Below are 20,077 nucleotides of genomic sequence, written 5' to 3'. Positions count from 1 at the left end.
ACGCTCGGCTGGGAAACCCCAGCCGAGCGACTGCATAAACTGCTCGCGGCCTGATCAACACGACCACGTGTTGCGACGACTCCTAGAAACCGCCACCCGCGTCGGAGGCCCTTTCCGGGTTGGTCGTACGGGCCTGGCCTTCCGGGCTCGCCACGGCACGGCTGACCGTCTCCCCGAGGGAACCCGGGAGCGCCGGAGTCCCCTCCGACGCCTCGACGACGAGGCCGCCGACCCGTTTCGCCGAGGGGCGCGATCGGCCTGCCCGGACGCGGGCCGTTCCTCCCGGCGGCCCGGCGGCCCGGCTACCCGGTCGCCCCGTCACCCGGCGGCCCGACCTCCCGACTGCCCCTCGTCGCCGGTGCGTTGCGCGCAAACGGGGCCGGTCGGCGGGTGGCACACGGGGCAGGAGCACGAGGAGCACCCTTGTTCGACTGATCGGAACGGAGAACGCCCATGCGCGAACCCACGCAGACAGAAGTACGCCGCGCCTTCGACAGCGGCATGCCGGGTCTACGGCCCCCTCGGTCGGTGATCGTCATCGGCGCCGGCCTCGCCGGTCTGGCCGTCGCCCACGAACTCGCCGCACGGGACTGCGACGTGACCGTCCTGGAGGCGGACAGCCGGCCCGGCGGGCGCGCCTACACGTTACGGGCTCCGTTCGCCGACGGGCTGCACGCGGAGGCGGGTGCGATGACGCTGACGCCGCACTGCCACTACGCGATGCACTACCTGCGCGAGCTCGGTGTGGAGACGGAGACCGCCGACCTCTTCGACACCACGTTCTCCTACTTCGCCCAGGGGCGGTTCTTCACCCCCGACCCGGAGGGCGTGGCGGCGGCGGGTCTGGCGCTGCATCCGCACGAGAAGGGGCTCGGCGTCGCGGACATGATCGAGCGCTACGTGACCGCCGTCGGCGACGCCCTCCAGCCGGACCTGAGCGCCCCCGACTGGGAGGCCACCGAACTGCTCGCCCCCTACGACCGGCGATCCGTGCACCAGGTCCTGACCGAGCGCGGCGCGTCCCAGGCGGCCATCGACCTCATGGAGCCCATGTTCCTGGAGATGCGCGGGGGCGACCTGAAGACGGCGTCCGCGCTCTCCTGGCTGCGTCACGAGGCGAGCCCGCACTCGCTCAGCCACGCCGACCCCCGCTGGGCGAAGGTGAAGGGCGGCACCGACCGGTTCCCGCAGGCGTTCGCCGAACGGCTCAAGAGCAGGATCCACTACCGCCGTCCCGTGGTCCGCGTCGAGCAGGACGAGGAGCGGGCGCGGGTCACCTACCTCGACCACGGCCGCATGCGGACCATGGAGGCCGAACGGGTCGTCGTCACCGTCCCGTTCAGCGCGATCCGGCACATCGACTTCACCGACGCGGGCCTCTCCGACGCGAAGCACGACGTGATGCGCCGGGTGAAGTACTCGTCCGTGGTCCGGGTGTACCTCCAGATGCGCCGCCAGTTCTGGCCGCAGCGGAACGCGAGCTTCTCCACCGACCTGCCCATACGCTGGATACGCGACGCGACGCCCCAGCTGCCCGGGCCGAGGAAGATCATGGAGTGTCTGATGACGGGGTGGCGCGCCAGGGCGGTCTCCGTGATGACGGAGGAGGAGCGCCAGGACTTCGTGCTCACCGAACTGGACCGGATGCTCCCCGGCGCGCGCGACCACTTCGAGACCGGCACGTCCGTCTGCTGGGACGAACGGCCCTACGCGGAGGGTGCGTACATCCTCCCCGAGCGCGGGCACAGCGCACTCATGCCGGTGATCCGCAGGCCGGAGGGGCGCGTCCACTTCGCCGGGGACCACGCCGGCTTCGAGCCCAACGGCGGCTCGATGACCTTCGCCCTGGAGTCCGCGGCGCGCACCGTCCTGGAACTCGGTTCGACCGGCACTCCCTGAGCACGGCCGGGCGGGGCCGGCCGGGTTCAGCTCAGGAGTGAGCGCAGCACGTCGGCCCCGTCGGTGGTCATCACCGACTCCGGGCGGAACTGCACGCCCCGGACGGCCGCGCCGTGCATCGCGATCAGCTCCCGCCCGTCCGGGCCCGGGCAGAGCGCGGGCGGGCCGCCGTGCCCGGGCGAGGTGGCGGCCGTGACCGCATAGGTGTTGCGGAAGGCGGCCGTGACCCGCCGGCCGAAGACCTCGACGTCCCTGGCGAGTCCGGTACCGGTCCTGGGGGTGACCCGCGCGTCCGGTACGGCGGTGAGCGCGAGCAGCTGGAAGCCGAGCCCCACCCCGGCCACCGGGGCGCGGCCTCGCGGCCGCCCGCGCAGGACGGACGCGCTCAGCTGCCGGAGCGCCGCCATCCGGGGGCTGCCGGGGTCGTCGGGCCGCCCCGGTCCGGAGGCCAGCAGCACGGGCCCCCGGTGCCGTGCCAGGATGTCGCCCGCGTCGGCGTCCTCGTACCCGATCACCTCGGCCGGTCCGTGCACCGACGTCACCATGTGGAGCAGGGCGGTGAGGTCCTCCCCGCCCGTGTCCAGCACGAGCACCCGGTCGGCCCGCGCCGCCGGCGCGCTCGCGCCGCTCGTCCAGAACGAGGACAACGCCGCGCGCCGCCGGACCAGGGCGTCCCGCACCGGCCTGGGGGCGGCCGCGCCGTCGAGGTCCGGCCTGTCCGAGCCGTCACGGGCCGGCCTGTCCGTACCGGTGGCGGTGCCGGCGGGCCCGCGCTTCACGGGCGAGGGCGCCGGGGCTGGGGCCGGGGCCGGCTCCGCCGTGAGGGCCGTCAGCAGGGCACGTGCCTTGGTCCGCGTCTCGGCCGCCTCCGCCGCCGGTGACGACCGGCTGCCGATGGTCGCCCCGACCGACAACCGGGCACGGCCGAGGTGATCGATGTCCAGGGTCCGTATCACCGCCGCGGAGTCCAGCTCCTCCTCGCCGCGGTCGTCGCGGCCGATCAGGGCGAGGAGCCCGCCGTAGTAGCCGCGGCCGGTCGTCTCGTGCCGGTGGATGGCGCGGCATGCCTCGGCGTACGGGCTGCCCACCGCGGTGGAGGCGAACATCGCCCGGGACAGGGTCTCGCGGGCACCTGCCACCGCGGGCCCACTGATCCGGCACTGCGTGTGCGCGAGATGGGCCATCCTCCGCAGGAACGGCCCCTCCACCCGTACCCCCGGGCCGGCCAGCGCGCAGAGCACCGTCAGCTCCGCGTCCACCGTGGTCGCGAGCTCGTCGGACTCCTTGCGGTCGGACAGGAAGTCGAGCAGCTCCCCGGTGCGTGGCCCGTGGGACGGGTAGCGGTACGTGCCGCACAGGGGGTTCATCACCACCCGGTGGTCCTCGATGGCCACGTGGCCCTGCGGGGTCGCCCCCACCAGGGTGGTGGGCCGCTCGCCTCCGGTGTGCACGAGGAACGTCCAGTACGCTCCCGCCTCGGCGGTCAGCAGCCGCCGGAACAACTCCACGGCGACCGCCGGGCGGAAGCCGGGCAGCCGGGCGGTGTAGTCGCGGCGGAGCAGGACGTTCAGCCCGCCGCGGGCGGCGTCCGAGGAAGCGAACTCGGCCACCAGCCGCTCGTAATGGGCGTCGTCCGTCACGAAACCGGCTTCCCGCCACCGCACCGGACCGCCCCCGCCGGTGAGCGCGCCCTCCGGCAGCACGTGGTGTTCGGAGATCCGCAGGACGCGCAGCGGGGTCCGGTCGTCGTGGCACGGCAGGCCGTGCTCGGCCACCTGCCGGAAGGGCAGCAGCACCAGCGCGCCGGGCCCCGGGGAGGCGTCGGGCGGCTCGGCCTCGTCCAGCGAGCGGACGGTCTCCATCCTGCCGAAGAAGACCTCCACCGGGCCGGGCCCGCGCCCACCGGCGCCATGCCTGCGCAGCAGGGCGAAGGGCGGCGGGGCCGCTCGGTGCAGCCGTTCCAGTACGCGCGCGCCGGTGAGGCCGGAGTCCTTCGGTCCCATGGGCAGGTCCCCTTCTCCTCGTGCCACCGGACGGCGGTGTGCCGTTCCGTCTGATTCAACTGGTTTCCCAACGGATAGGATTTATGGCCTGACGGACTTCACGTCACCTACCGAAAGGGCCAGTTGCCCGGCCGTGCTGATGCGCGGGCCGGCGCCACGACTGCCCCCCGCGCGCCACCGAGTCACTCGACCGAGTCCCAGTGAGGTGTCATGCGTATCGCGATCATCGGAGCCGGCCCCGGCGGCCTGTACACGGCCGCACTCGTCAAGCGGCTCCGGCCGGGATGCGAGATAGACGTCTGGGAGGCCAACGCCCCCGACGAGACCTTCGGTTTCGGCGTGGTCTTCTCCGAGGGGGCGCTCGGCGGCATCGAGGCGGCCGATCCCCGGCTGTTCGCCCGCCTGGCCGCCGAATGCGCGCAGTGGTCCCGGATCGACGTCCACCACCGCGGCCAGGTCGTGCGCAACGGGGGCTACCGCTTCTCGGCGATCGGCCGGCGGGTCCTGCTGAGCATGCTGCGCGCGCGCTGCACCGAGCTGGGCGTGACCATCCGCTACGGCGTCCGCGCCCCCGAAGCGGCCGTGCTGGCCGGGACGTACGACCTGGTCGTGGCGGCCGACGGCGTCAACTCCGCCACGCGCGAGGCCCACCGCGAGGAGTTCGGCACCGAAGGGGGCAAGCGCGGATCGCGGTACCTGTGGCTGGGCACCGACCGGCCCTTCACCGCCCTGACGTTCGCCGTCGCTGACACGGAGTTCGGCTCGATGCACGCACACGCCTATCCCTACGCGCCCGGGCTCAGCACGTTCATCGCCGAGGTCGACGACCACGTCTGGGAGGCCGCCGGGTTCACCGAGCGGAGCGCCGGCACGCCCGACGACGGCCGGGCGGACGCCGGCCGGATCGCCGGGTTCTTCGCCGACGTGCTGGAGGGCCACCCGCTGCGCACGAACAGGTCGCGCTGGGGGCGCTTCGCCGTCGTCCGCAACCGGCGCTGGAGCCACGGCACCGTCGCGCTCCTCGGCGACAGCGCCCACACCACGCACTTCTCCATCGGATCGGGCACCAGGCTGGCCATGGAGGACGCCCTCGCCCTCGCCCTCGCGGTGGACGAACACGGAGCGGTGCCCGAGGCCCTCGCCGCCTACGAGGCGGAGCGCAGGCCGGACGTCGAGTCCATGCAGCGCACCGCGCGGATCAGCCAGGAGTGGTTCGAGGAACTGGACCGGTACACGGACCTCGGCCTGGAGGCGTTCAACGCCCACCTGGTCACCCGCAGCGGGCGGCTCACCCAGGACGACATCCCGTCCTGGTCCCCGGAGCGCGTCGAGCTGGTCCGGGACCGCTTCGCCCGCGCCGACAGCCGGCTTCGCGGCACCGCCGCCCGCTGACCCGGCGGACACCGCGACGGGCCCCCCGGCCGGAGCGGCCGGGGGGCCCGTCGCCCGTGTCCCCCGCCGCCCGGTCACGAGGGGGCTGAGCGCCGCTCGGCCACCGACCTGCCGCCGACGAACCAGTGCGCCGGTGACGCCTCCTCCACGATGACCCGCACGGCGTCCACCGGGGTACCGAGGGTTTCGTGCACCGCCTGTGTGAGCGCCCGGCCGAGGGACGCGACCTCCTGCGGCGACCGTCCTTCCAGCAGGGTGACGTGGATGAGGGGCATGCGGGACTCCTTGTGGCAGGGACGTGCCGAGGGCGGGGCGTGCTTCACGACGAGGCGTTCTTCCGGTCACGCAGGTCCGCGGCGAGACTGCGGCCCGTGTGCGTGTCCTTCGCCCGGGCCAGCTCGGCGGGCGTGCCCTCGAACACCACCCGCCCTCCCTGGGTGCCGGCCTCCGGGCCGAGGTCGACGACCCAGTCGGCGTGCTTGACCACGTCGAGGTCGTGCTCGATCACCACCACCGTGTTGTCGCTGTCCACGAGCCGGTCGAAGAGGTCCAGCAGGCGGCCGATGTCGCTCATGTGCAGGCCGGTGGTCGGCTCGTCGAAGACGTAGACGCTGCCTGTCTCCTTCAGGCGGTGCGCCAGCTTGAGCCGTTGCCGCTCGCCGCCGGAGAGTGTGGACAGCGGCTGGCCCAGGGTCAGGTAGCCGAGTCCGACCTCGGTGAGGAGGGCCAGCTTCCGCAGGGCGGACGCGTCGTCGAAGAAGCCCGTCGCCTCCTCGGCCGTCATGTCCAGGACGTCGACGACGGTCCTGCCGTCCACGGTGTGGCGCAGGGCCTCGTCGTTGAACCGCCGGCCCTCGCAGCGCTCGCACACCGTGGTGACCGGGTCCATGAAGGCCAGATCCGTCTCGATGACCCCCTTGCCCTTGCACTCCGGGCAGGCGCCTTCCGAGTTGAAGCTGAAGAGGCCCGGCTTCTCACCCGAGGCGCGGGCGAACCGCCGCCGCAGGGTGTCCATGATGTCGGTGTACGTGGCCGGGTTGGAGCGCGCGGAGATGCCGATCGACGACTGGTCGATCACGATGGCCTCGGGGTACTGCGCCGTGAACACCTTGGAGACGAGGGTGCTCTTGCCGGAACCGGCCACACCGGTCACCGCGGTCAGCACTCCGGTCGGGATGTCGACCGTGACGTCACGCAGGTTGTGCAGGTCGGCACCGTGGACGGTGAGGGCGCCGGTGGGGGAGCGGTAGTGCTCCTTCAGCCCGGGGACGCGCCTGAGCTGCTCGCCCGTCACGGTGCGCGACCGGCGCAGACCCGCCGGCGTGCCCTCGAACGTCACCTCGCCGCCCGCGCGGCCCGCCCCCGGGCCCATGTCGATGACGTGGTCGGCGATCGCGATGACGTCCCTGTCGTGCTCGACGACCAGCACGGTGTTCCCCCTGTCGCGCAGCGCGAGCAGGATCTCGTTCATGCGGCGCACATCGCGCGGATGGAGGCCGACACTGGGCTCGTCGAAGATGTACGTCAGACCGGTCAGGCTGCTGCTGAGGTGCCGCACCATCTTGAGCCGCTGCGCCTCGCCGCCGGACAGGGACGAGGTCTGCCGCCCGAGGGACAGGTAGCCGAGCCCGACGGAGCTGATGCGTTCCAGCGCCGCCCGCGCGCCCGCCACCACCGGCTTGACGGCCGGCGTGTCCACACGGGCGAGCCGGTCGATCAGTTCGGTGATCTCCATCGCGGTGAAGTCCGCGATGTTGTCCCCCTGGATGCGTGAGGCGAGGGCGGCCTCGTTGAGCCGGCCACCGTGGCAGACGGCGCAGGGGCCCTGGGTCACCACCCGCTCGATCGCCTCGCGCTCCCTGCCCTTCGTGTGGTCCAGGCCGGGCTTGATGTACCGGCGGGTGAAGCGCTCGGCGATCCCCTCGTACTCGTTCTTGTACACGCCGTTGCGGCCGGCCCGGTCGACGGTGAACCCCTTGCCGTACAGCAGCAGTTCGCGGTCCTTCGCCGAGAAGTCGCGTAACGGGAGGTCCGGGTCGAAGAGCCCGGACTCGCCGTAGAGCTGCCACTGGAAGGTGCCGACCGCGAACGACGGGAAGCCGATGGCCCCCTCGTTGAGGCTCTTGCTCTCGTCGAGCAGCCGGTCCAGTTCCAGCCGTACCGTGGTGCCGAGCCCCTGGCACGCCTCGCACATACCGCGCGGGTCGTTGTAGGAGAACATGTGGGAGGGGCCCACGCGGGGGCTGCCCTCGCGGGAGAAGAGCACGCGCAGCATGGGCAGGATCTCGGTCATCGTGCCGACCGTCGAGCGGGCGTTGCCCCCGACCTGCCGCTGGTCGATGACGATCGCGGTGGAGAGGTTCTCCATCACCTCGGCGTCCGGCCGCTCGTACTTGGGCATCCGGTTGCGGACGAAGGCGGGCAGGGTCTCGTTGAGCTGCCGCTGCGACTCGACCGCGATGGTGTCGAACACCACCGAGGACTTCCCCGAACCGGAGACCCCGGTGAAGACGGTCAGTCTCCCCTTGGGGATGCGCAGGTCGACACCCTTGAGATTGTTCTGCCGGGCCTCACCCAGAACGATGAAGTCGTCGGCGCCGGTCTTCCGCTGAGCCGCCATGTCAGCCCCTTCCGCAGCTGGACGGGTGATTTCCCTGAGGAAACCATTTCACGTGTTCCCCCTCCTACCCGGCCACCGCGTAGGCCTGCGCGCCGCGTGGGCTGGCCGCGCCGAGCACCAGGCCGTCGCCCGTCAGGCCGGTGGCGCACACCTTGCTCAGCGAGTAGTCGGGCGCCAGCTCCACCTGGTGTCCCTGCCGCCGCAGCAGCTCCAGCTGCTCCGCCGGCCAGCCGCTCTCCAGCACCACGGATCCGGGGCGGAAGCGGCGCGGGGCGAACGACGTGGGCACGTGGTCGGTGTGGAAGGTCCGCGCCTCGACGGCCGCCTGCGGGCCCATGCCGTGGTCCACGTGGTTGAGGAAGAAGCCCAGGGTCCACTGGTCCTGCTGGTCGCCGCCCGGTGTGCCGAAAGCCAGCTGCGGTCGCCCGTCCCGCAGCACCATGGTCGGGCTGAGCGTGGTGCGCGGCCGCTTGCCCGGCGCCAGCGTGTTGGGGTGACCCGGCATCAGCGTCGCCATCTGCCCGCGGGTGCCGAGCGGGAAGCCCAGCCCCGGTATCACCGGCGAGCTCTTGAGCCATCCGCCGCTGGGCGTCGCCACCACCATGTTGCCCGCGGCGTCCGTGGCGGTGACGCAGCTCGTGTCGCCGGTGGAGGCGGTCAGCTTCATGATGGCCGGGATGCCCTGCTCCAGCTCACCCAGCCAGGCCGGGTCCGCCGGCGCGGAGCTCTCGTCGTGCAGCGGCGGGAGCAGGGGCTCGCGCCCGTCCGGCCGGCCCGGCCGCAGCTCACCGGAGGCCCCGGATCCGATGAGCGCGCGCCGCGCGGCGGTGTACGCGGGGTCCAGCAGGGCGCGCATCGGCACGTCCGCGTGGGCCGGGTCGCCGTACCACGCCTCGCGGTCGGCGAAGGCGAGCTTGGCGGACTCGACCACCGTGTGCACGTGGGCGGCGCTGCCCGGCCCCATCGCGGCCAGGTCGAAGCCCTCCAGCAGCGCGAGTTGCTGGAGGAAGACCGGGCCCTGCGACCACGGGCCCGCCTTGTGCACCGTACGGCCCCGGTACTCCAGGCTCAGCGACGGCTCCAGCCCCGGCCGCCACGCGGCCATGTCCGCCCCGGTCAGCAGGCCGCCGTTGCGCCGCCCGGTGGAGTCCATCTCCTCGGCCTTGGCCAGGTACGCGTCGATCGCCTCCGCCACGAAGCCGGTGTAGAACGCCTCCGTCGCCGCGTCGATCCGGCCCTCGCGGTCCCGCCCCGACGCCCGCGCCTCGCTGACGATGCGCCGGAAGGTCCGGGCCAGCACGGGGTTGGTGACCCGCTCCCCCGCCCGCGGGGCGGCACCCCGACGCAGGTAGGTGCGGCCCGACTCCGTCCAGGTGTCGCGGAAGAGGTCGGAGAGGGCGCCGATCATCGCCGCCGCCTTGGGCAGGAGGGGGTAACCCCGCTCCGCGTACCCGATGGCGGGTTCCAGTACCACCTCCAGGGGCAGCGTCCCGTACTCCTTCAGCAGCCGGAGCCAGGCGCCGAAGGCCCCGGGGACGACGGCCGGCAGCAGTCCCGAACCGGGAACCACGGCCAGGCCCCGGTCGGTGAAGGCGTCCACGGTGGCCGCCGCGGGCATCGGTCCCTGCCCGCAGATGACGTCGACCCGGCCGGACCCGGAGCGGTGGGCGAGGATGGGCACGTCGCCGCCCGGCCCGTTGAGGTGCGGCTCCACCACCTGGATGACGAAGGCGGCGGCGGCCGCGGCGTCGAACGCGTTGCCGCCGCGGTCGAGCATGGACATTCCGGCGGTGGAGGCCAGCCAGTGAGTGGACGCCACGGCACCGCGGGTGCCGTGCAGTTCCGGTCGGAAGAGCACGTGGAAGGTCCCTTTCTCTGCGTACGGGGTCTCGGCGGACGGGCTCCGGTGGTCAGGGCCGTCCCGGGGCGGCCAGGCGGCCGGATGCGGTGGCGGTGACCCGCCCGTGGACCGTGGCCGCCACCGCCCGGCCCTCCCGCAGGTCCACGGTGCAGGACAGGGTGGCGGGCCGGCCCAGCCCCTCGCCCTGGAGGACCCGGTAGGGGGTGACGCCGTCCGTGCCGGGCAGCGCCTTCTCCCGGGCCAGCCAGGCGCCGAGCGCCAGGGCGGCGGAGGCGCAGGCCGGGTCCTCGGGCATCCCGTACCCGGGCGCGAACACCCGGACGCGGGCGGTCCGTTCCTCGTGGTCGTACGCGACGAGCACCGCGTCGGGGCAGTCCTCCCAGACCGGGTCGGCCAGGTCGGCCGACGCCCCGGCCAGTGCCTCCTCGCCCACCGGGAGGAAGTGGAAGGCCGGTCCGAAACCGGTCAGGTGCGGTGTCGCCCGGAGGTCGGAACCGGACAGGCCGCACGCCGCCAGGAGGGGGCGGGGATCCCACTCGGGCCGCAGCAGCGGCGTGCCCCCGACGGCCAGGGCGGAGCCGTCGGGTCCGGCCGTCACCGTGAGCTGCCGGCCGCCGCACTCCTGCACCGCCTCACCGGGTGCCAGCCGCCCGGCGCGGACCAGGACGCTGGCCGTGCCCACCGCGCTGTGCCCCCCGAACGGCGACTCCCCGGCCGGCGTCATCACCCGGACCCGGTAGGAGGACCCCGGCAGGCCGGGCGGCAGGACGAACGCCGTCTCGGTCAGCGCGATCTCCCGGGCGACGGCGAGCATGTCCGCCTCCGAGAGCCCTCGGGCGTCGGGTACGACACCGAGTGCGCAGCCGTGGTACGGGGTGTCGGTGAACATGTCGGCGATCTCGTATCCGATCATCGTCCGCCTCCTGCGGTGTGCTGTCCGGCGGTGGCGTCCGCGGTGGGCGCGCGGGGGAGGAGCACCTCCTCCGCGACGGCCTCCAGCACGCGGAGGTCGCCCTGGTACGGGAAGGACGGGCGCGGCCAGTGCACGACGAGGTCGGTGATGCCCAGTTCCCCGAACCGCCCCACCGCGTCCCGGTAGGACTCGACGGAGTCGAGCACTCCGCCGACCAGGGCGCCGGTCAGCAGGAGCCGGTCCAGCGTGGCCGGGTCGCGTCCGGTCGCGGCGCAGGCGGAGTCCAGGCGGTCCAGCTGGCGTGCGATGTCGGGAAGCGCCTTCTCGTAGGGCAGGGCGTCGAAGCGGCCCGGCGGCCCGGCGGTGACCCAGGTGTCCGCCTGACGGGCCGCCAGCCGCATGCCGCGCGGCCCGGTCGCGGCGACGGCGAACGGCACCCGGGGGCGCGTCAGGCACCCCGGGTTCACGGGGACGTCGCGGAAGTCGTAATGGGTGCCCGTGTACGAGGAGACCCGGTTCGTGAGCAGCCGGTCCAGGGCCTCGACGAACTCGGTGAAGCGGTCGGCGCGCTGTCGCGGGGTGCGTTCGGTGGGGTCCACCACCCGGTCGTCCAGGCCGCCGGCCCCGGCACCCAGGCCGCAGACGAACCGGCCCCCGGCGATGTCCTCCAGCGACATCAGCTCCTTCGCCAGCGTCACCGGGTGGCGGTAGGTGGGGGTGGCGACCATCGTGCCCAGCGTGATCCGCGAGGTGACCGCGGCCGCGGCGGCCAGCGTGGGAACGCAGGCGAACCAGGGGTCGTCGCGAAGCCAGCGCCACATCAACTGGTCGTAGGTCCAGGCATGGTCGAAGCCGAGGCGCTCGGCCATGACCCACTGGTCGCGAGCCTGCGACCAGCGCCGTTCGGGCAGAATCACCACTCCGTGGCGCACGTTTTCCTCACTCCGTTCCGTGTCGGTCGACTCCCACCGGCGGTGGCCGGCTCAGGGCGCGGTGCTGTGCAGCATCTTCGGCCTGAGCTGCCGGGCGGCGACGTCGATCCGGTCCAGGACCGTGTGGAAGTCCTCCTCGTAGCGCCGTACCTCCGCGCTCCGCAGTTCGTGGGGGAAGGCCGCGTCCTCCTCCGGCGTGAGGCCCGGGTAGAGGCCGTTGGTCGCGACGTCGAGCCAGATCGCGCGCAGCCGGCTGCGTAACTGGTCGATCAGCTCGACCGCGCCGACCGGTGCCCGCAGGGTCAGGAAGTAGTGGTCGTAGAGCAGCGCCTGCGTCTCGGGCTGCGTCGGCGTGATCTCCGCGGAGGACTCCTGGAGCAGGGACCGGCCGCCGGGCACCAGCTTGGCCGCCACTCCCGCGTGCACCGTGTGGTACGTCCGGACGGCGTGCTTGAGCCTCTCGCCCTCGGGCGTGCTGTCCCACTCCGTCTTCCTGCCCCGCAGCAGCCCCCGCACGGGGACGAAGTCCGGGGCCCAGGTGCCGCTGAAGCTGCGGTGCTGGAGGTACATGCTGGGCCGGATGACGGTTCCGTAGACGTCGGCCGGACACGAGCTGGTGTAGAGCAGCATCGAGGTGTAGGCGTCGGTGAGGTCCGTCATGGCACGCAGGGACGGGGTGGGGTCGGCCCGGTTGCGGGCCTGGTGCAGGGCGTGTGCGGTCAGCTGCCAGACGGCGAAGGTGGCCTGGTGGCCCGTGATCCAGCGGAACCAGAAGAGCTGGTGCGAGAAGTCGGTCGAGGCCAGGGCCGCACCCGTGCGCGGACAGGCCGTACCGCGGTCCACGAGGGACTCGTCGGCCGGCAGGACGTCGGGTATGGCGTAGGTGGCCTCCGGTGTCGGCGGCTCGGGCAGGGTCAGTGGTTCCAGGCCGTACGGGAAGTCCCCGAAGTCCCAGCCGTCGGGCACGGGCAGTTCGGTCACGGTGCGGTCGACACGCGTGTTCATCGGTCTCCTCCTGGCGGGACGTAGGTGAACTCGAACTCCAGCCCGTTGACGTCCAGGACGTAGCAGCTCTGCACTCCGTCCGCGTCGGTGACGACGGCGGTGGGCTGCTCCTCGCCGGCGAAGGTGTAGCGGCCGGACTCGTACAGGCGTAACCAGCGGTCACGCCAGGCACGGAGCTCCTCGGCCGATCCGGTGGACAGGCAGATGTGCTGGAACTGGCGGGTGTTGCCGCCGGGCACGGCGTCGTCGTGCCCGGTGCGTTCGAAGAGGTGGAAGCGCAGCCCCGCCACGGCCAGCTCGGTCAGCCGGGTGATGCCCGGCAGGCGGCTCAGCGTGAGGTCGGAGAAGGCGTCCAGGGTCCAGTTCGGCCGGCAGCCGAAGAACTCCTGGTACCAGGCGACGCAGTTGTCGAGGTCGTCCGTCTGCACCCCGACGTGGTGGAGCTCCGGCACGAGGTCGAGCCCCGTCGGTCGCCCGGGCGCGGTCCGGGTTCGAGTCAAGGTACTGCGCTCCTCTCGTATCGACAGAGATCGAATATCTTGTTTTCTCGCTCAGGTTAGCGATTTCCCGGAAATTCGGTCAAGTAACGGAGAAGAATTACCGGTGCTCTACCGGAAGGGTGGCGCCCCCACAAGAAAATTCTTCTCCGGGGCAGCAGGAATCGACGGTCCGGGCCTCCGCAAGAGGTCGGGAATCCGTGTGGCAATTTGCTCGGATGCTTGTCTAGTACCTTCCTTCGCGGGCAATAATGAGGTTATGACACAGAAACAGTGGAGCGCGGTGGACGACTACTTCGATGCGATTCTCGGTGACGAGGACCCCGCACTGGCGGCCGCCGCCCAGGCGCACATCGGATTCGATCTCCCCGATATCGGGGTCTCCCGGCACCAGGGAAAGCTGCTGCACCTGCTGGCCCGTATCCAGGGAGCCCGGCGCATTCTCGAGATAGGCACCTTCGGCGGGTACAGCACCATCTGGCTCGCCCGGGCGCTGGCGCCGGGCGGCCGGCTGGTCACCGTCGAGTGGGAGCGCTCGTTCGCCGAGGCGGCCGCCGGCCACCTGGAGCGGGCCGGCGTCCGCGACGTCGTCGAACAGCACGTGGGCAGGGCGCTCGACATCCTGCCCGCCCTGGCGGAGGCGGGCGGCCCGCCGTTCGACATGGTCTTCATCGACGCCAACAAGCCCGACACCCCGGAGTACTTCACCTGGGCCCTCGAACTCTCCCGCCCCGGCGGAGTGATCGTCGTCGACAACGTCGTGCTCGGCGGAGCGGTCGGCGAGGACGGCAACCCGGACGGGGGTGTCCGGGGAATGCGGCGGTTCCACGAGATGCTGGCCGCGGAACCCCGGGTCAGCGCCACCTCGATCCAGACGGTGGGGAGCAAGGGGTACGACGGGTTCACGCTGGCACTGATCCTGCCCTGACGGACCGCGGGGCCCCCGGGGGGGGGGCGGCGGGCGCCCCCCCCCCCGGCCCCCCCCGCCGCCCCCCCCCCACGCCCCGTCGGTGTGCTCCGCAGTGGTCGGACGTGACGTCAGACCTCTTCGGTGCCACCGCTCTCCTCGTCGTCTGCCTTCTCTTCCTTGGCCGCCGCGGGCGTGGCGCCCGGCTGCGGCTCGGCCACGGCCACCCGCGCGGGGCGGATGGTGCGCTCCCCGATGCGGTACCCCGGCTGCAGGATCGCCACGCAGGTCGTCTCGGTGACGTCCGGTGCGTAGCTGTGCATCAGGGCCTCGTGGATCGTCGGGTCGAAGGGCTCGCCCTCCTTGCCGAACTGCTGGAGCCCGAGCTTCGCGACGACCGTCTCCAGGGATTCGGCCACCGACTTGAAGCCGCCGACGAGCTCGCCGTGCTCCCGGGCGCGCCCGACGTCGTCGAGCACCGGCAGGATCTCGGTCAGGAGGCCGGCTACGGCGACCTCCTTGACCTGAACCCGGTCCCGCTCCACACGGCGGCGGTAGTTCTGGTACTCGGCCTGGAGCCGCTGGAGGTCGCCCGTGCGCTCGTCGAGCGCGGTGCGCACCTGGTCCAGCTGGGCCGTCAGGGCCGCTGTCTGCTGTACGTCCCCGGCCGGGGCCGCCGCCTCCTCCTCGGAGGGGGTGGCGGCCGTCGGTCCGGCGTCGTCGGAGCTGGCGCCGGAGGGGACGTCAGGCTTCTCGTCGAAGCCCGGAGTCTCCTCGGTCACGCCGCACCGCCCTTCTGGTCCTTCTCGTCGTCCACGATCTCGGCGTCGACGACGTCGTCGTCGGCGGCCTTCGCCTGGCCGTCGCCGGCCTCGGCGCCGGGCGCCGCACCCTCGGCCTGGGTATTGGCGTACATCGCCTGGCCCAGCTTCTGGGAGACGGCCGCGACCTTCTCGGTGGCGGTACGGATCTCGGCGGTGTCCTCGCCCTTGAGCTTCTCCTTCAGCTCGGTGAGCGCGGTCTCCACCTCCGTCTTCACGTCACCGGGGACCTTGTCCTCGTTGTCCTTGAGGAACTTCTCCGTCTGGTAGACGAGCTGCTCGCCCTGGTTGCGGGACTCGGCGGCCTCACGACGGCGGTGGTCCTCGTCGGCGTACTGCTCGGCCTCCTCGCGCATCCGGTTGACCTCGTCCTTCGGCAGCGAGGAGCCGCCGGTGACGGTCATCTTCTGCTCCTTGCCGGTGCCGAGGTCCTTGGCGGCGACGTGCATGATGCCGTTGGCGTCGATGTCGAAGGCGACCTCGATCTGCGGCACACCGCGCGGGGCCGGCGGCAGACCGGTGAGCTCGAACATCCCGAGCTTCTTGTTGTACGCCGCGATCTCGCGCTCGCCCTGGTAGACCTGGATCTGCACGGAGGGCTGGTTGTCCTCGGCCGTCGTGAAGATCTCGGAACGCTTGGTCGGGATCGTGGTGTTGCGCTCGATGAGCTTGGTCATGATCCCTCCCTTGGTCTCGATGCCGAGGGACAGCGGGGTCACGTCGAGGAGCAGGACGTCCTTGACCTCACCCTTGAGGACACCGGCCTGGAGCGAGGCGCCGATGGCGACGACCTCGTCCGGGTTCACGCCCTTGTTGGCGTCCTGGCCGCCGGTGAGCTCCTTGACGAGCTCGGCAACGGCCGGCATACGGGTCGAGCCACCGACGAGGACGACGTGGTCGATCTCGGAGAGCTGGATGCCCGCGTCCTTGATGACGTTGTGGAACGGGTTCTTGCAGCGGTCCAGGAGGTCCGCGGTGAGCTGCTGGAACTGCGAGCGCGTGAGCTTCTCGTCCAGGTGCAGCGGGCCCTCGGCCGACGCCGTGATGTAGGGCAGGTTGATCGTGGTCTCGGTCGAGGACGAGAGCTCGATCTTCGCCTTCTCCGCGGCCTCGCGCAGACGCTGGAGAGCCATCTTGTCCTTGGACAGGTCCACGCCGTGCCCGTTGGCGAACTGCTTCACCAGGTGGTCGACGACGCGCTGGTCCCAGTCGTCACCACCGAGGTGGTTGTCACCGTTGGTGGCCTTCACCTCGACGACGCCGTCGCCGATCTCCAGGAGGGACACGTCGAAGGTGCCGCCACCGAGGTCGAAGACGAGGATCGTCTGGTCGTCCTTGTCGAGCCCGTACGCCAGCGCGGCGGCCGTCGGCTCGTTGACGATGCGCAGGACGTTGAGGCCCGCGATCTCGCCGGCCTCCTTGGTCGCCTGACGCTCGGAGTCGTTGAAGTACGCCGGGACGGTGATCACCGCGTCGGTGACCTTCTCGCCCAGGTACGCCTCGGCGTCGCGCTTCAGCTTCTGCAGGATGAAGGCGCTCATCTGCTGCGGGTTGAAGTTCTTGCCGTCCAGCTCGATCTTCCAGTCAGTGCCCATGTGGCGCTTGACCGAACGGATCGTCCTGTCGACGTTCGTGACCGCCTGGCGCTTGGCGACCTCGCCGACGAGCACCTCGCCGTTCTTCGCGAAGGCGACGACGGACGGCGTGGTCCTGGCGCCTTCGGCGTTGGTGATGACGGTGGGCTCGCCGCCTTCCAGAACGCTGACGACGGAGTTAGTCGTGCCCAGGTCGATGCCGACCGCACGTGCCATTTCGATTCCTCCAACTGACTACTTGAGTGGATCTGACTCAAGGATGCACGAGGTCCCGGCCGGAGTCAAAGGACCTGAGCCACTTACGCTCAACTTATGTGCCCATCCCTGTAGCGAGCTGCGATTTTCCCCCTCGTGGAACCCGCGCGGACCACCGGGGGACCCGCGCGGACCACCGGGACGCGCACCCGTCGGCGACACCCACGCCCCTCCGCGCGCCAGTCACCCCCACCCACCTTCGCACCATGGGATCGTTCTGTCACAAAATGAACCAAGTCGGTCATACCGGCGCGTCATCGAACCCGGGCAGGTGCAATGCGGAACATGAGACAGGGCGCGACACGAAGGAGACGGCACCCCGCCGGCTCCGCGGCGCGGGCCGTCGCCCGCGCTCTCGGCCGGCTCGCCCGCCGGCAGGCCGACCGGTGCGCCGGGGCCTTGGCGGCCCTCACCGCCAAACGGTCACTCGACCTGGTGCTGGGCTCCGCCCTCCTGGCGCTCGCCGCCCCGGCGCTCGGGCTGGCCACGCTCGCCCTCGCCCTCCGGCGACACCGCGGTCCCGGCGCCGTACTGCTGCGCGAGACCCGGATCGGCCTCGGGGGCCGCCCCTTCGAGCTGCGCTCGCTGCGCACCCGCAGGCTCCGGCTCGACCTGGTGTCGCGGCTGCCCCACGTCCTGCTCGGGGAGCTCTCCCTCGTCGGCCCGGCCCCGCTGCGACCGGGCGACCCGGCACTCCACGAGGCGGGGGCCGGCCGCCGGCGCCGGGAGCTGCGGCCGGGGCTGACCGGCCTGGCGCAGGTGCGGTCCCGCTCCGGTATGCCCTGGGACGAGCCCGCCCTGCTCGACGCGCACTACGCGGAGCATCATGGAACACGGCTCGACCTGGCGATCATCGCGCGGTCCGCGCAGCTCCAGCTGCGCATGGAACTCCGCGCCCTCACCGCCCGGGAAGGCTGACCTGAGCGACACAGATCACCGCCCGCTCCGCTACAGCGCGGCGGAATAAGTGGATAGTGTCAGCACAGACTGATTAAGTTACTGCTTAGTAATCGCTTGTTACGCTGGATCCCCACCCTCGCAGGCCCGAGGAGCCCCCAAATGCAACTCGCCGCGATCATCGTGTCGCTGGTGCTGACTGTCGTCGGCGTTGCGCTCATCGCCCGAGCCGTCGCGCAGATCTACCGGTTCGTCCGCATCGGACAGCCGGTCCCGGCAGGCAGCCGCACCGACGACCCCAAGCAGCGCACGATCACCCTGGTCAAGGAGTTCCTCGGCCACACCCGGATGAACCGGTGGGGCATCGTCGGCTTCGCGCACTGGTTCGTCGCCATCGGCTTCCTGACCCTGCCGCCGACCCTGCTCCAGGCGTACGGACAGCTCTTCCAGGCCGACTGGGTGCTGCCGATCGTCGGCGACTGGCTGCCGTTCGAGCTGTACATCGAGTTCATCGGCATCATGACGGTGCTCGGCATCGTCACGCTGATGGCCATCCGCCTGCTGAACCTGCCCTCCCGGGCCGGCCGCAAGTCCCGCTTCGCCGGCTCCAAGGCGTGGCAGGCCTACTTCGTCGAGTACGTCATCCTGGCCATCGGCCTGGCCATCCTGACCCTGCGCGGTCTCGAGGGCGCGATCCACCACGTCGAGGGCTACGAGGCCGCGTACTTCGTCTCGTACCCCCTGGTGCTCGCCTTCAAGGGCCTCGCACTCGGCACGCTGCAGAACCTCATCTACCTCACCGCGATGATCAAGATCGGCGTCTCGCTGATCTGGATGATCACGGTCTCGCTCAACACCAACATGGGTGTCGCCTGGCACCGCTTCCTCGCCTTCCCGAACATCTGGTTCAAGCGGAACGCGGACGGCTCGTCGGCGCTGGGCGAGCTCCGGCCGATGACCAGCGGTGGTAAGGAGATCGACTGGGAGGACCCGGGCGAGGACGACACCTTCGGTGTCTCCCAGGTCGAGCAGTTCTCCTGGAAGGGCATCCTCGACTTCTCCACCTGCACCGAGTGCGGTCGCTGCCAGTCGCAGTGCCCCGCCTGGAACACCGGCAAGCCCCTCTCGCCCAAGCTGCTGATCATGTCCCTGCGCGACCACGCGCACGCCAAGGCCCCCTACCTCCTGGCCGGCGGCGGCAAGGACATGGAGGGCAACGAGAAGGCCACCGCCGAACAGCTCGCGGACGTTCCCGCGGCCGCGCTCGCCGAGGCCGAGAGGCCGCTCGTCGGCACGCTCGAGGAGAACGGCGTCATGGACCCGGACGTGCTGTGGTCCTGCACGACCTGCGGTGCGTGCGTGGAGCAGTGCCCCGTCGACATCGAGCACATCGACCACATCGTCGACATGCGCCGCTACCAGGTGATGATCGAGTCCGCGTTCCCGTCCGAGGCGGGCACGATGCTCAAGAACCTGGAGAAGAAGGGCAACCCCTGGGGCCTCGCCAAGAAGCAGCGGGTGGAGTGGACCAAGGAGGTCGACTTCGAGGTCCCGATCGTCGGCAAGGACGTCGAGGACCTCGGCGAGATCGACTACCTCTACTGGGTCGGCTGCGCCGGCGCCCTCGAGGACCGCGCCAAGAAGACGACGAAGGCCTTCGCGGAGCTCCTGCACATCGCGGGCGTCAAGTTCGCGATCATGGGCGGCGACGAGAAGTGCACCGGCGACTCCGCCCGCCGCCTCGGCAACGAGCCGCTGTTCCAGCAGCTCGGCCAGGAGAACGTCGCGATGCTGAACATGGCGTTCGGTGAGGACGACGAGGACGACTCGACGAAGAAGGCCAAGGCGTCGAAGAAGATCGTCGCGACCTGCCCGCACTGCTTCAACACCATCGCGAACGAGTACCCGCAGCTCGGCGGCGAGTACGAGGTCATCCACCACACGCAGCTGCTGCAGCACCTGGTGGACGAGGGCAAGCTGGTCCCGGTGACGCCCGTCGAGGGCCTGATCACCTACCACGACCCCTGCTACCTGGGCCGTCACAACAAGATCTACACGCCGCCGCGCGAGATCATCGCCAAGGTCCCGGGGCTGCGGAACGAGGAGATGCACCGCCACAAGGAGCGCGGCTTCTGCTGCGGCGCCGGCGGCGCCCGGATGTGGATGGAGGAGCGGATCGGCAAGCGCATCAACAACGAGCGTGTCGACGAAGCCCTCTCACTCAACCCGGACATCGTCTCCACCGCCTGCCCGTTCTGCCTCGTCATGCTGACCGACTCGGTCAACGGCAAGAAGAACGACGGCCAGGCCAAGGAGTCCGTCCAGGTCGTCGACGTCTCGCAGCTCCTGCTGGAGTCGGTGAAGACGCCTGCCGACCCGGCGGGCGAGGCGGAGACGGCTGACAGGCCGGAGCCGGAGCCCGTCAAGTAATCTGCCGCCCCGTACGGAAGCGGCCGGACCTGCCTCGGGGGCAGGACCGG

The 20,077-nt window shown here is 71.4% G+C and carries 15 protein-coding genes; 5 read left to right on the top strand and 10 right to left on the bottom strand.

The features are described 5' to 3' along the window. Positions 1-453: 453 nt before the first annotated feature. Positions 454-1,899, top strand: a complete 1,446-nt coding sequence (locus ABZ371_RS12805; protein ID WP_358677534.1) for an NAD(P)/FAD-dependent oxidoreductase — start codon at positions 454-456, stop codon at positions 1,897-1,899. A 26-nt stretch (positions 1,900-1,925) separates the two neighbouring features. Here the strand turns inward: ABZ371_RS12805 and ABZ371_RS12800 are convergent, their stop codons facing one another. Further along, entirely contained in the window at positions 1,926-3,902 is a 1,977-nt protein-coding gene (locus ABZ371_RS12800) for a chorismate-binding protein (protein ID WP_358677531.1), read from the bottom strand. Between the two features lie 210 nt (positions 3,903-4,112). Between ABZ371_RS12800 and ABZ371_RS12795 the strand changes: the two genes are divergently transcribed. After that, positions 4,113-5,294, top strand: coding sequence for an FAD-dependent monooxygenase (locus ABZ371_RS12795; protein WP_358677528.1), 1,182 nt, complete (start codon positions 4,113-4,115; stop codon positions 5,292-5,294). A gap of 74 nt (positions 5,295-5,368) precedes the next feature. Here ABZ371_RS12795 and ABZ371_RS12790 read toward each other — a convergent pair whose 3' ends face one another. From ABZ371_RS12790 to ABZ371_RS12760, 7 genes are all read right to left on the bottom strand, one after another. Beyond that, complete coding sequence (locus ABZ371_RS12790; RefSeq protein WP_358677525.1) at positions 5,369-5,569, bottom strand: 2-hydroxymuconate tautomerase; 201 nt, start codon at positions 5,567-5,569, stop codon at positions 5,369-5,371. A gap of 44 nt (positions 5,570-5,613) precedes the next feature. Next, positions 5,614-7,914, bottom strand: coding sequence for an excinuclease ABC subunit UvrA (locus ABZ371_RS12785; protein WP_358677523.1), 2,301 nt, complete (start codon positions 7,912-7,914; stop codon positions 5,614-5,616). 64 nt (positions 7,915-7,978) lie between these two features. Then, positions 7,979-9,772, bottom strand: a complete 1,794-nt coding sequence (locus ABZ371_RS12780; RefSeq protein WP_358677520.1) for a gamma-glutamyltransferase family protein — start codon at positions 9,770-9,772, stop codon at positions 7,979-7,981. Positions 9,773-9,824: 52 nt separating this feature from the next. Further along, a complete protein-coding gene (locus tag ABZ371_RS12775) occupies positions 9,825-10,688 on the bottom strand; it encodes a PhzF family phenazine biosynthesis isomerase (protein ID WP_358677517.1) in 864 nt (287 codons plus the stop codon). Beyond that, positions 10,685-11,605 carry an LLM class flavin-dependent oxidoreductase gene (locus tag ABZ371_RS12770; protein ID WP_358677514.1) on the bottom strand — a complete coding sequence of 307 codons (921 nt, stop codon included), beginning with the start codon at positions 11,603-11,605 and terminating at the stop codon, positions 10,685-10,687. The genes ABZ371_RS12775 and ABZ371_RS12770 overlap by 4 nt, the downstream gene beginning before the upstream one ends. Positions 11,606-11,671: 66 nt before the next feature. Further along, entirely contained in the window at positions 11,672-12,625 is a 954-nt protein-coding gene (locus ABZ371_RS12765; protein WP_358677511.1) for a hypothetical protein, read from the bottom strand. After that, positions 12,622-13,125: a VOC family protein gene (locus tag ABZ371_RS12760; protein ID WP_358677509.1), complete on the bottom strand. Its 504-nt coding sequence runs from the start codon at positions 13,123-13,125 to the stop codon at positions 12,622-12,624. Before ABZ371_RS12760 ends, ABZ371_RS12765 begins: the two co-directional genes overlap by 4 nt. Positions 13,126-13,381: 256 nt before the next feature. Between ABZ371_RS12760 and ABZ371_RS12755 the strand changes: the two genes are divergently transcribed. Further along, positions 13,382-14,050 (top strand): O-methyltransferase, encoded by a 669-nt coding sequence (locus ABZ371_RS12755; RefSeq protein ID WP_358677506.1) that lies wholly within the window; start codon positions 13,382-13,384, stop codon positions 14,048-14,050. Positions 14,051-14,160: 110 nt separating this feature from the next. On the opposite strand, the gene grpE is transcribed toward ABZ371_RS12755, so the two are convergent. Beyond that, positions 14,161-14,811, bottom strand: coding sequence for a nucleotide exchange factor GrpE (grpE, locus tag ABZ371_RS12750; RefSeq protein ID WP_358677504.1), 651 nt, complete (start codon positions 14,809-14,811; stop codon positions 14,161-14,163). Beyond that, positions 14,808-16,661, bottom strand: coding sequence for a molecular chaperone DnaK (gene dnaK, locus ABZ371_RS12745; protein ID WP_358677501.1), 1,854 nt, complete (start codon positions 16,659-16,661; stop codon positions 14,808-14,810). The genes grpE and dnaK overlap by 4 nt, the downstream gene beginning before the upstream one ends. Positions 16,662-16,985: 324 nt before the next feature. Here dnaK and ABZ371_RS12740 point away from each other — a divergent pair, with 324 nt between their 5' ends. Then, the gene (locus ABZ371_RS12740; protein ID WP_358677498.1) at positions 16,986-17,618 is read left to right on the top strand and encodes a sugar transferase; all 633 of its coding nucleotides are present in this window, start codon (positions 16,986-16,988) and stop codon (positions 17,616-17,618) included. A 141-nt stretch (positions 17,619-17,759) separates the two neighbouring features. After that, the gene (locus ABZ371_RS12735; RefSeq protein ID WP_358677495.1) at positions 17,760-20,027 is read left to right on the top strand and encodes a (Fe-S)-binding protein; all 2,268 of its coding nucleotides are present in this window, start codon (positions 17,760-17,762) and stop codon (positions 20,025-20,027) included. Positions 20,028-20,077 lie beyond the last annotated feature (50 nt).

This window comes from Streptomyces sp. NPDC005899 (assembly GCF_040629645.1).
In the GTDB taxonomy this organism is placed as follows: Bacteria; Actinomycetota; Actinomycetes; order Streptomycetales; family Streptomycetaceae; genus Streptomyces.
This window is presented reverse-complemented; position numbering and strand designations above follow the sequence as displayed.

Bases quoted from the DNA above. Each gene is read 5' to 3' on its own strand.
- ABZ371_RS12805 (WP_358677534.1), top strand. From the start codon at position 454: ATGCGCGAACCCACGCAGACAGAAGTACGCCGCGCCTTCGACAGCGGC.
- ABZ371_RS12800 (WP_358677531.1), bottom strand. From the start codon at position 3,902: ATGGGACCGAAGGACTCCGGCCTCACCGGCGCGCGCGTACTGGAACGG.
- ABZ371_RS12795 (WP_358677528.1), top strand. From the start codon at position 4,113: ATGCGTATCGCGATCATCGGAGCCGGCCCCGGCGGCCTGTACACGGCC.
- ABZ371_RS12790 (WP_358677525.1), bottom strand. From the start codon at position 5,569: ATGCCCCTCATCCACGTCACCCTGCTGGAAGGACGGTCGCCGCAGGAG.
- ABZ371_RS12785 (WP_358677523.1), bottom strand. From the start codon at position 7,914: ATGGCGGCTCAGCGGAAGACCGGCGCCGACGACTTCATCGTTCTGGGT.
- ABZ371_RS12775 (WP_358677517.1), bottom strand. From the start codon at position 10,688: ATGATCGGATACGAGATCGCCGACATGTTCACCGACACCCCGTACCAC.
- ABZ371_RS12765 (WP_358677511.1), bottom strand. From the start codon at position 12,625: ATGAACACGCGTGTCGACCGCACCGTGACCGAACTGCCCGTGCCCGAC.
- ABZ371_RS12755 (WP_358677506.1), top strand. From the start codon at position 13,382: ATGACACAGAAACAGTGGAGCGCGGTGGACGACTACTTCGATGCGATT.
- dnaK (WP_358677501.1), bottom strand. From the start codon at position 16,661: ATGGCACGTGCGGTCGGCATCGACCTGGGCACGACTAACTCCGTCGTC.
- ABZ371_RS12740 (WP_358677498.1), top strand. From the start codon at position 16,986: ATGAGACAGGGCGCGACACGAAGGAGACGGCACCCCGCCGGCTCCGCG.
- ABZ371_RS12735 (WP_358677495.1), top strand. From the start codon at position 17,760: ATGCAACTCGCCGCGATCATCGTGTCGCTGGTGCTGACTGTCGTCGGC.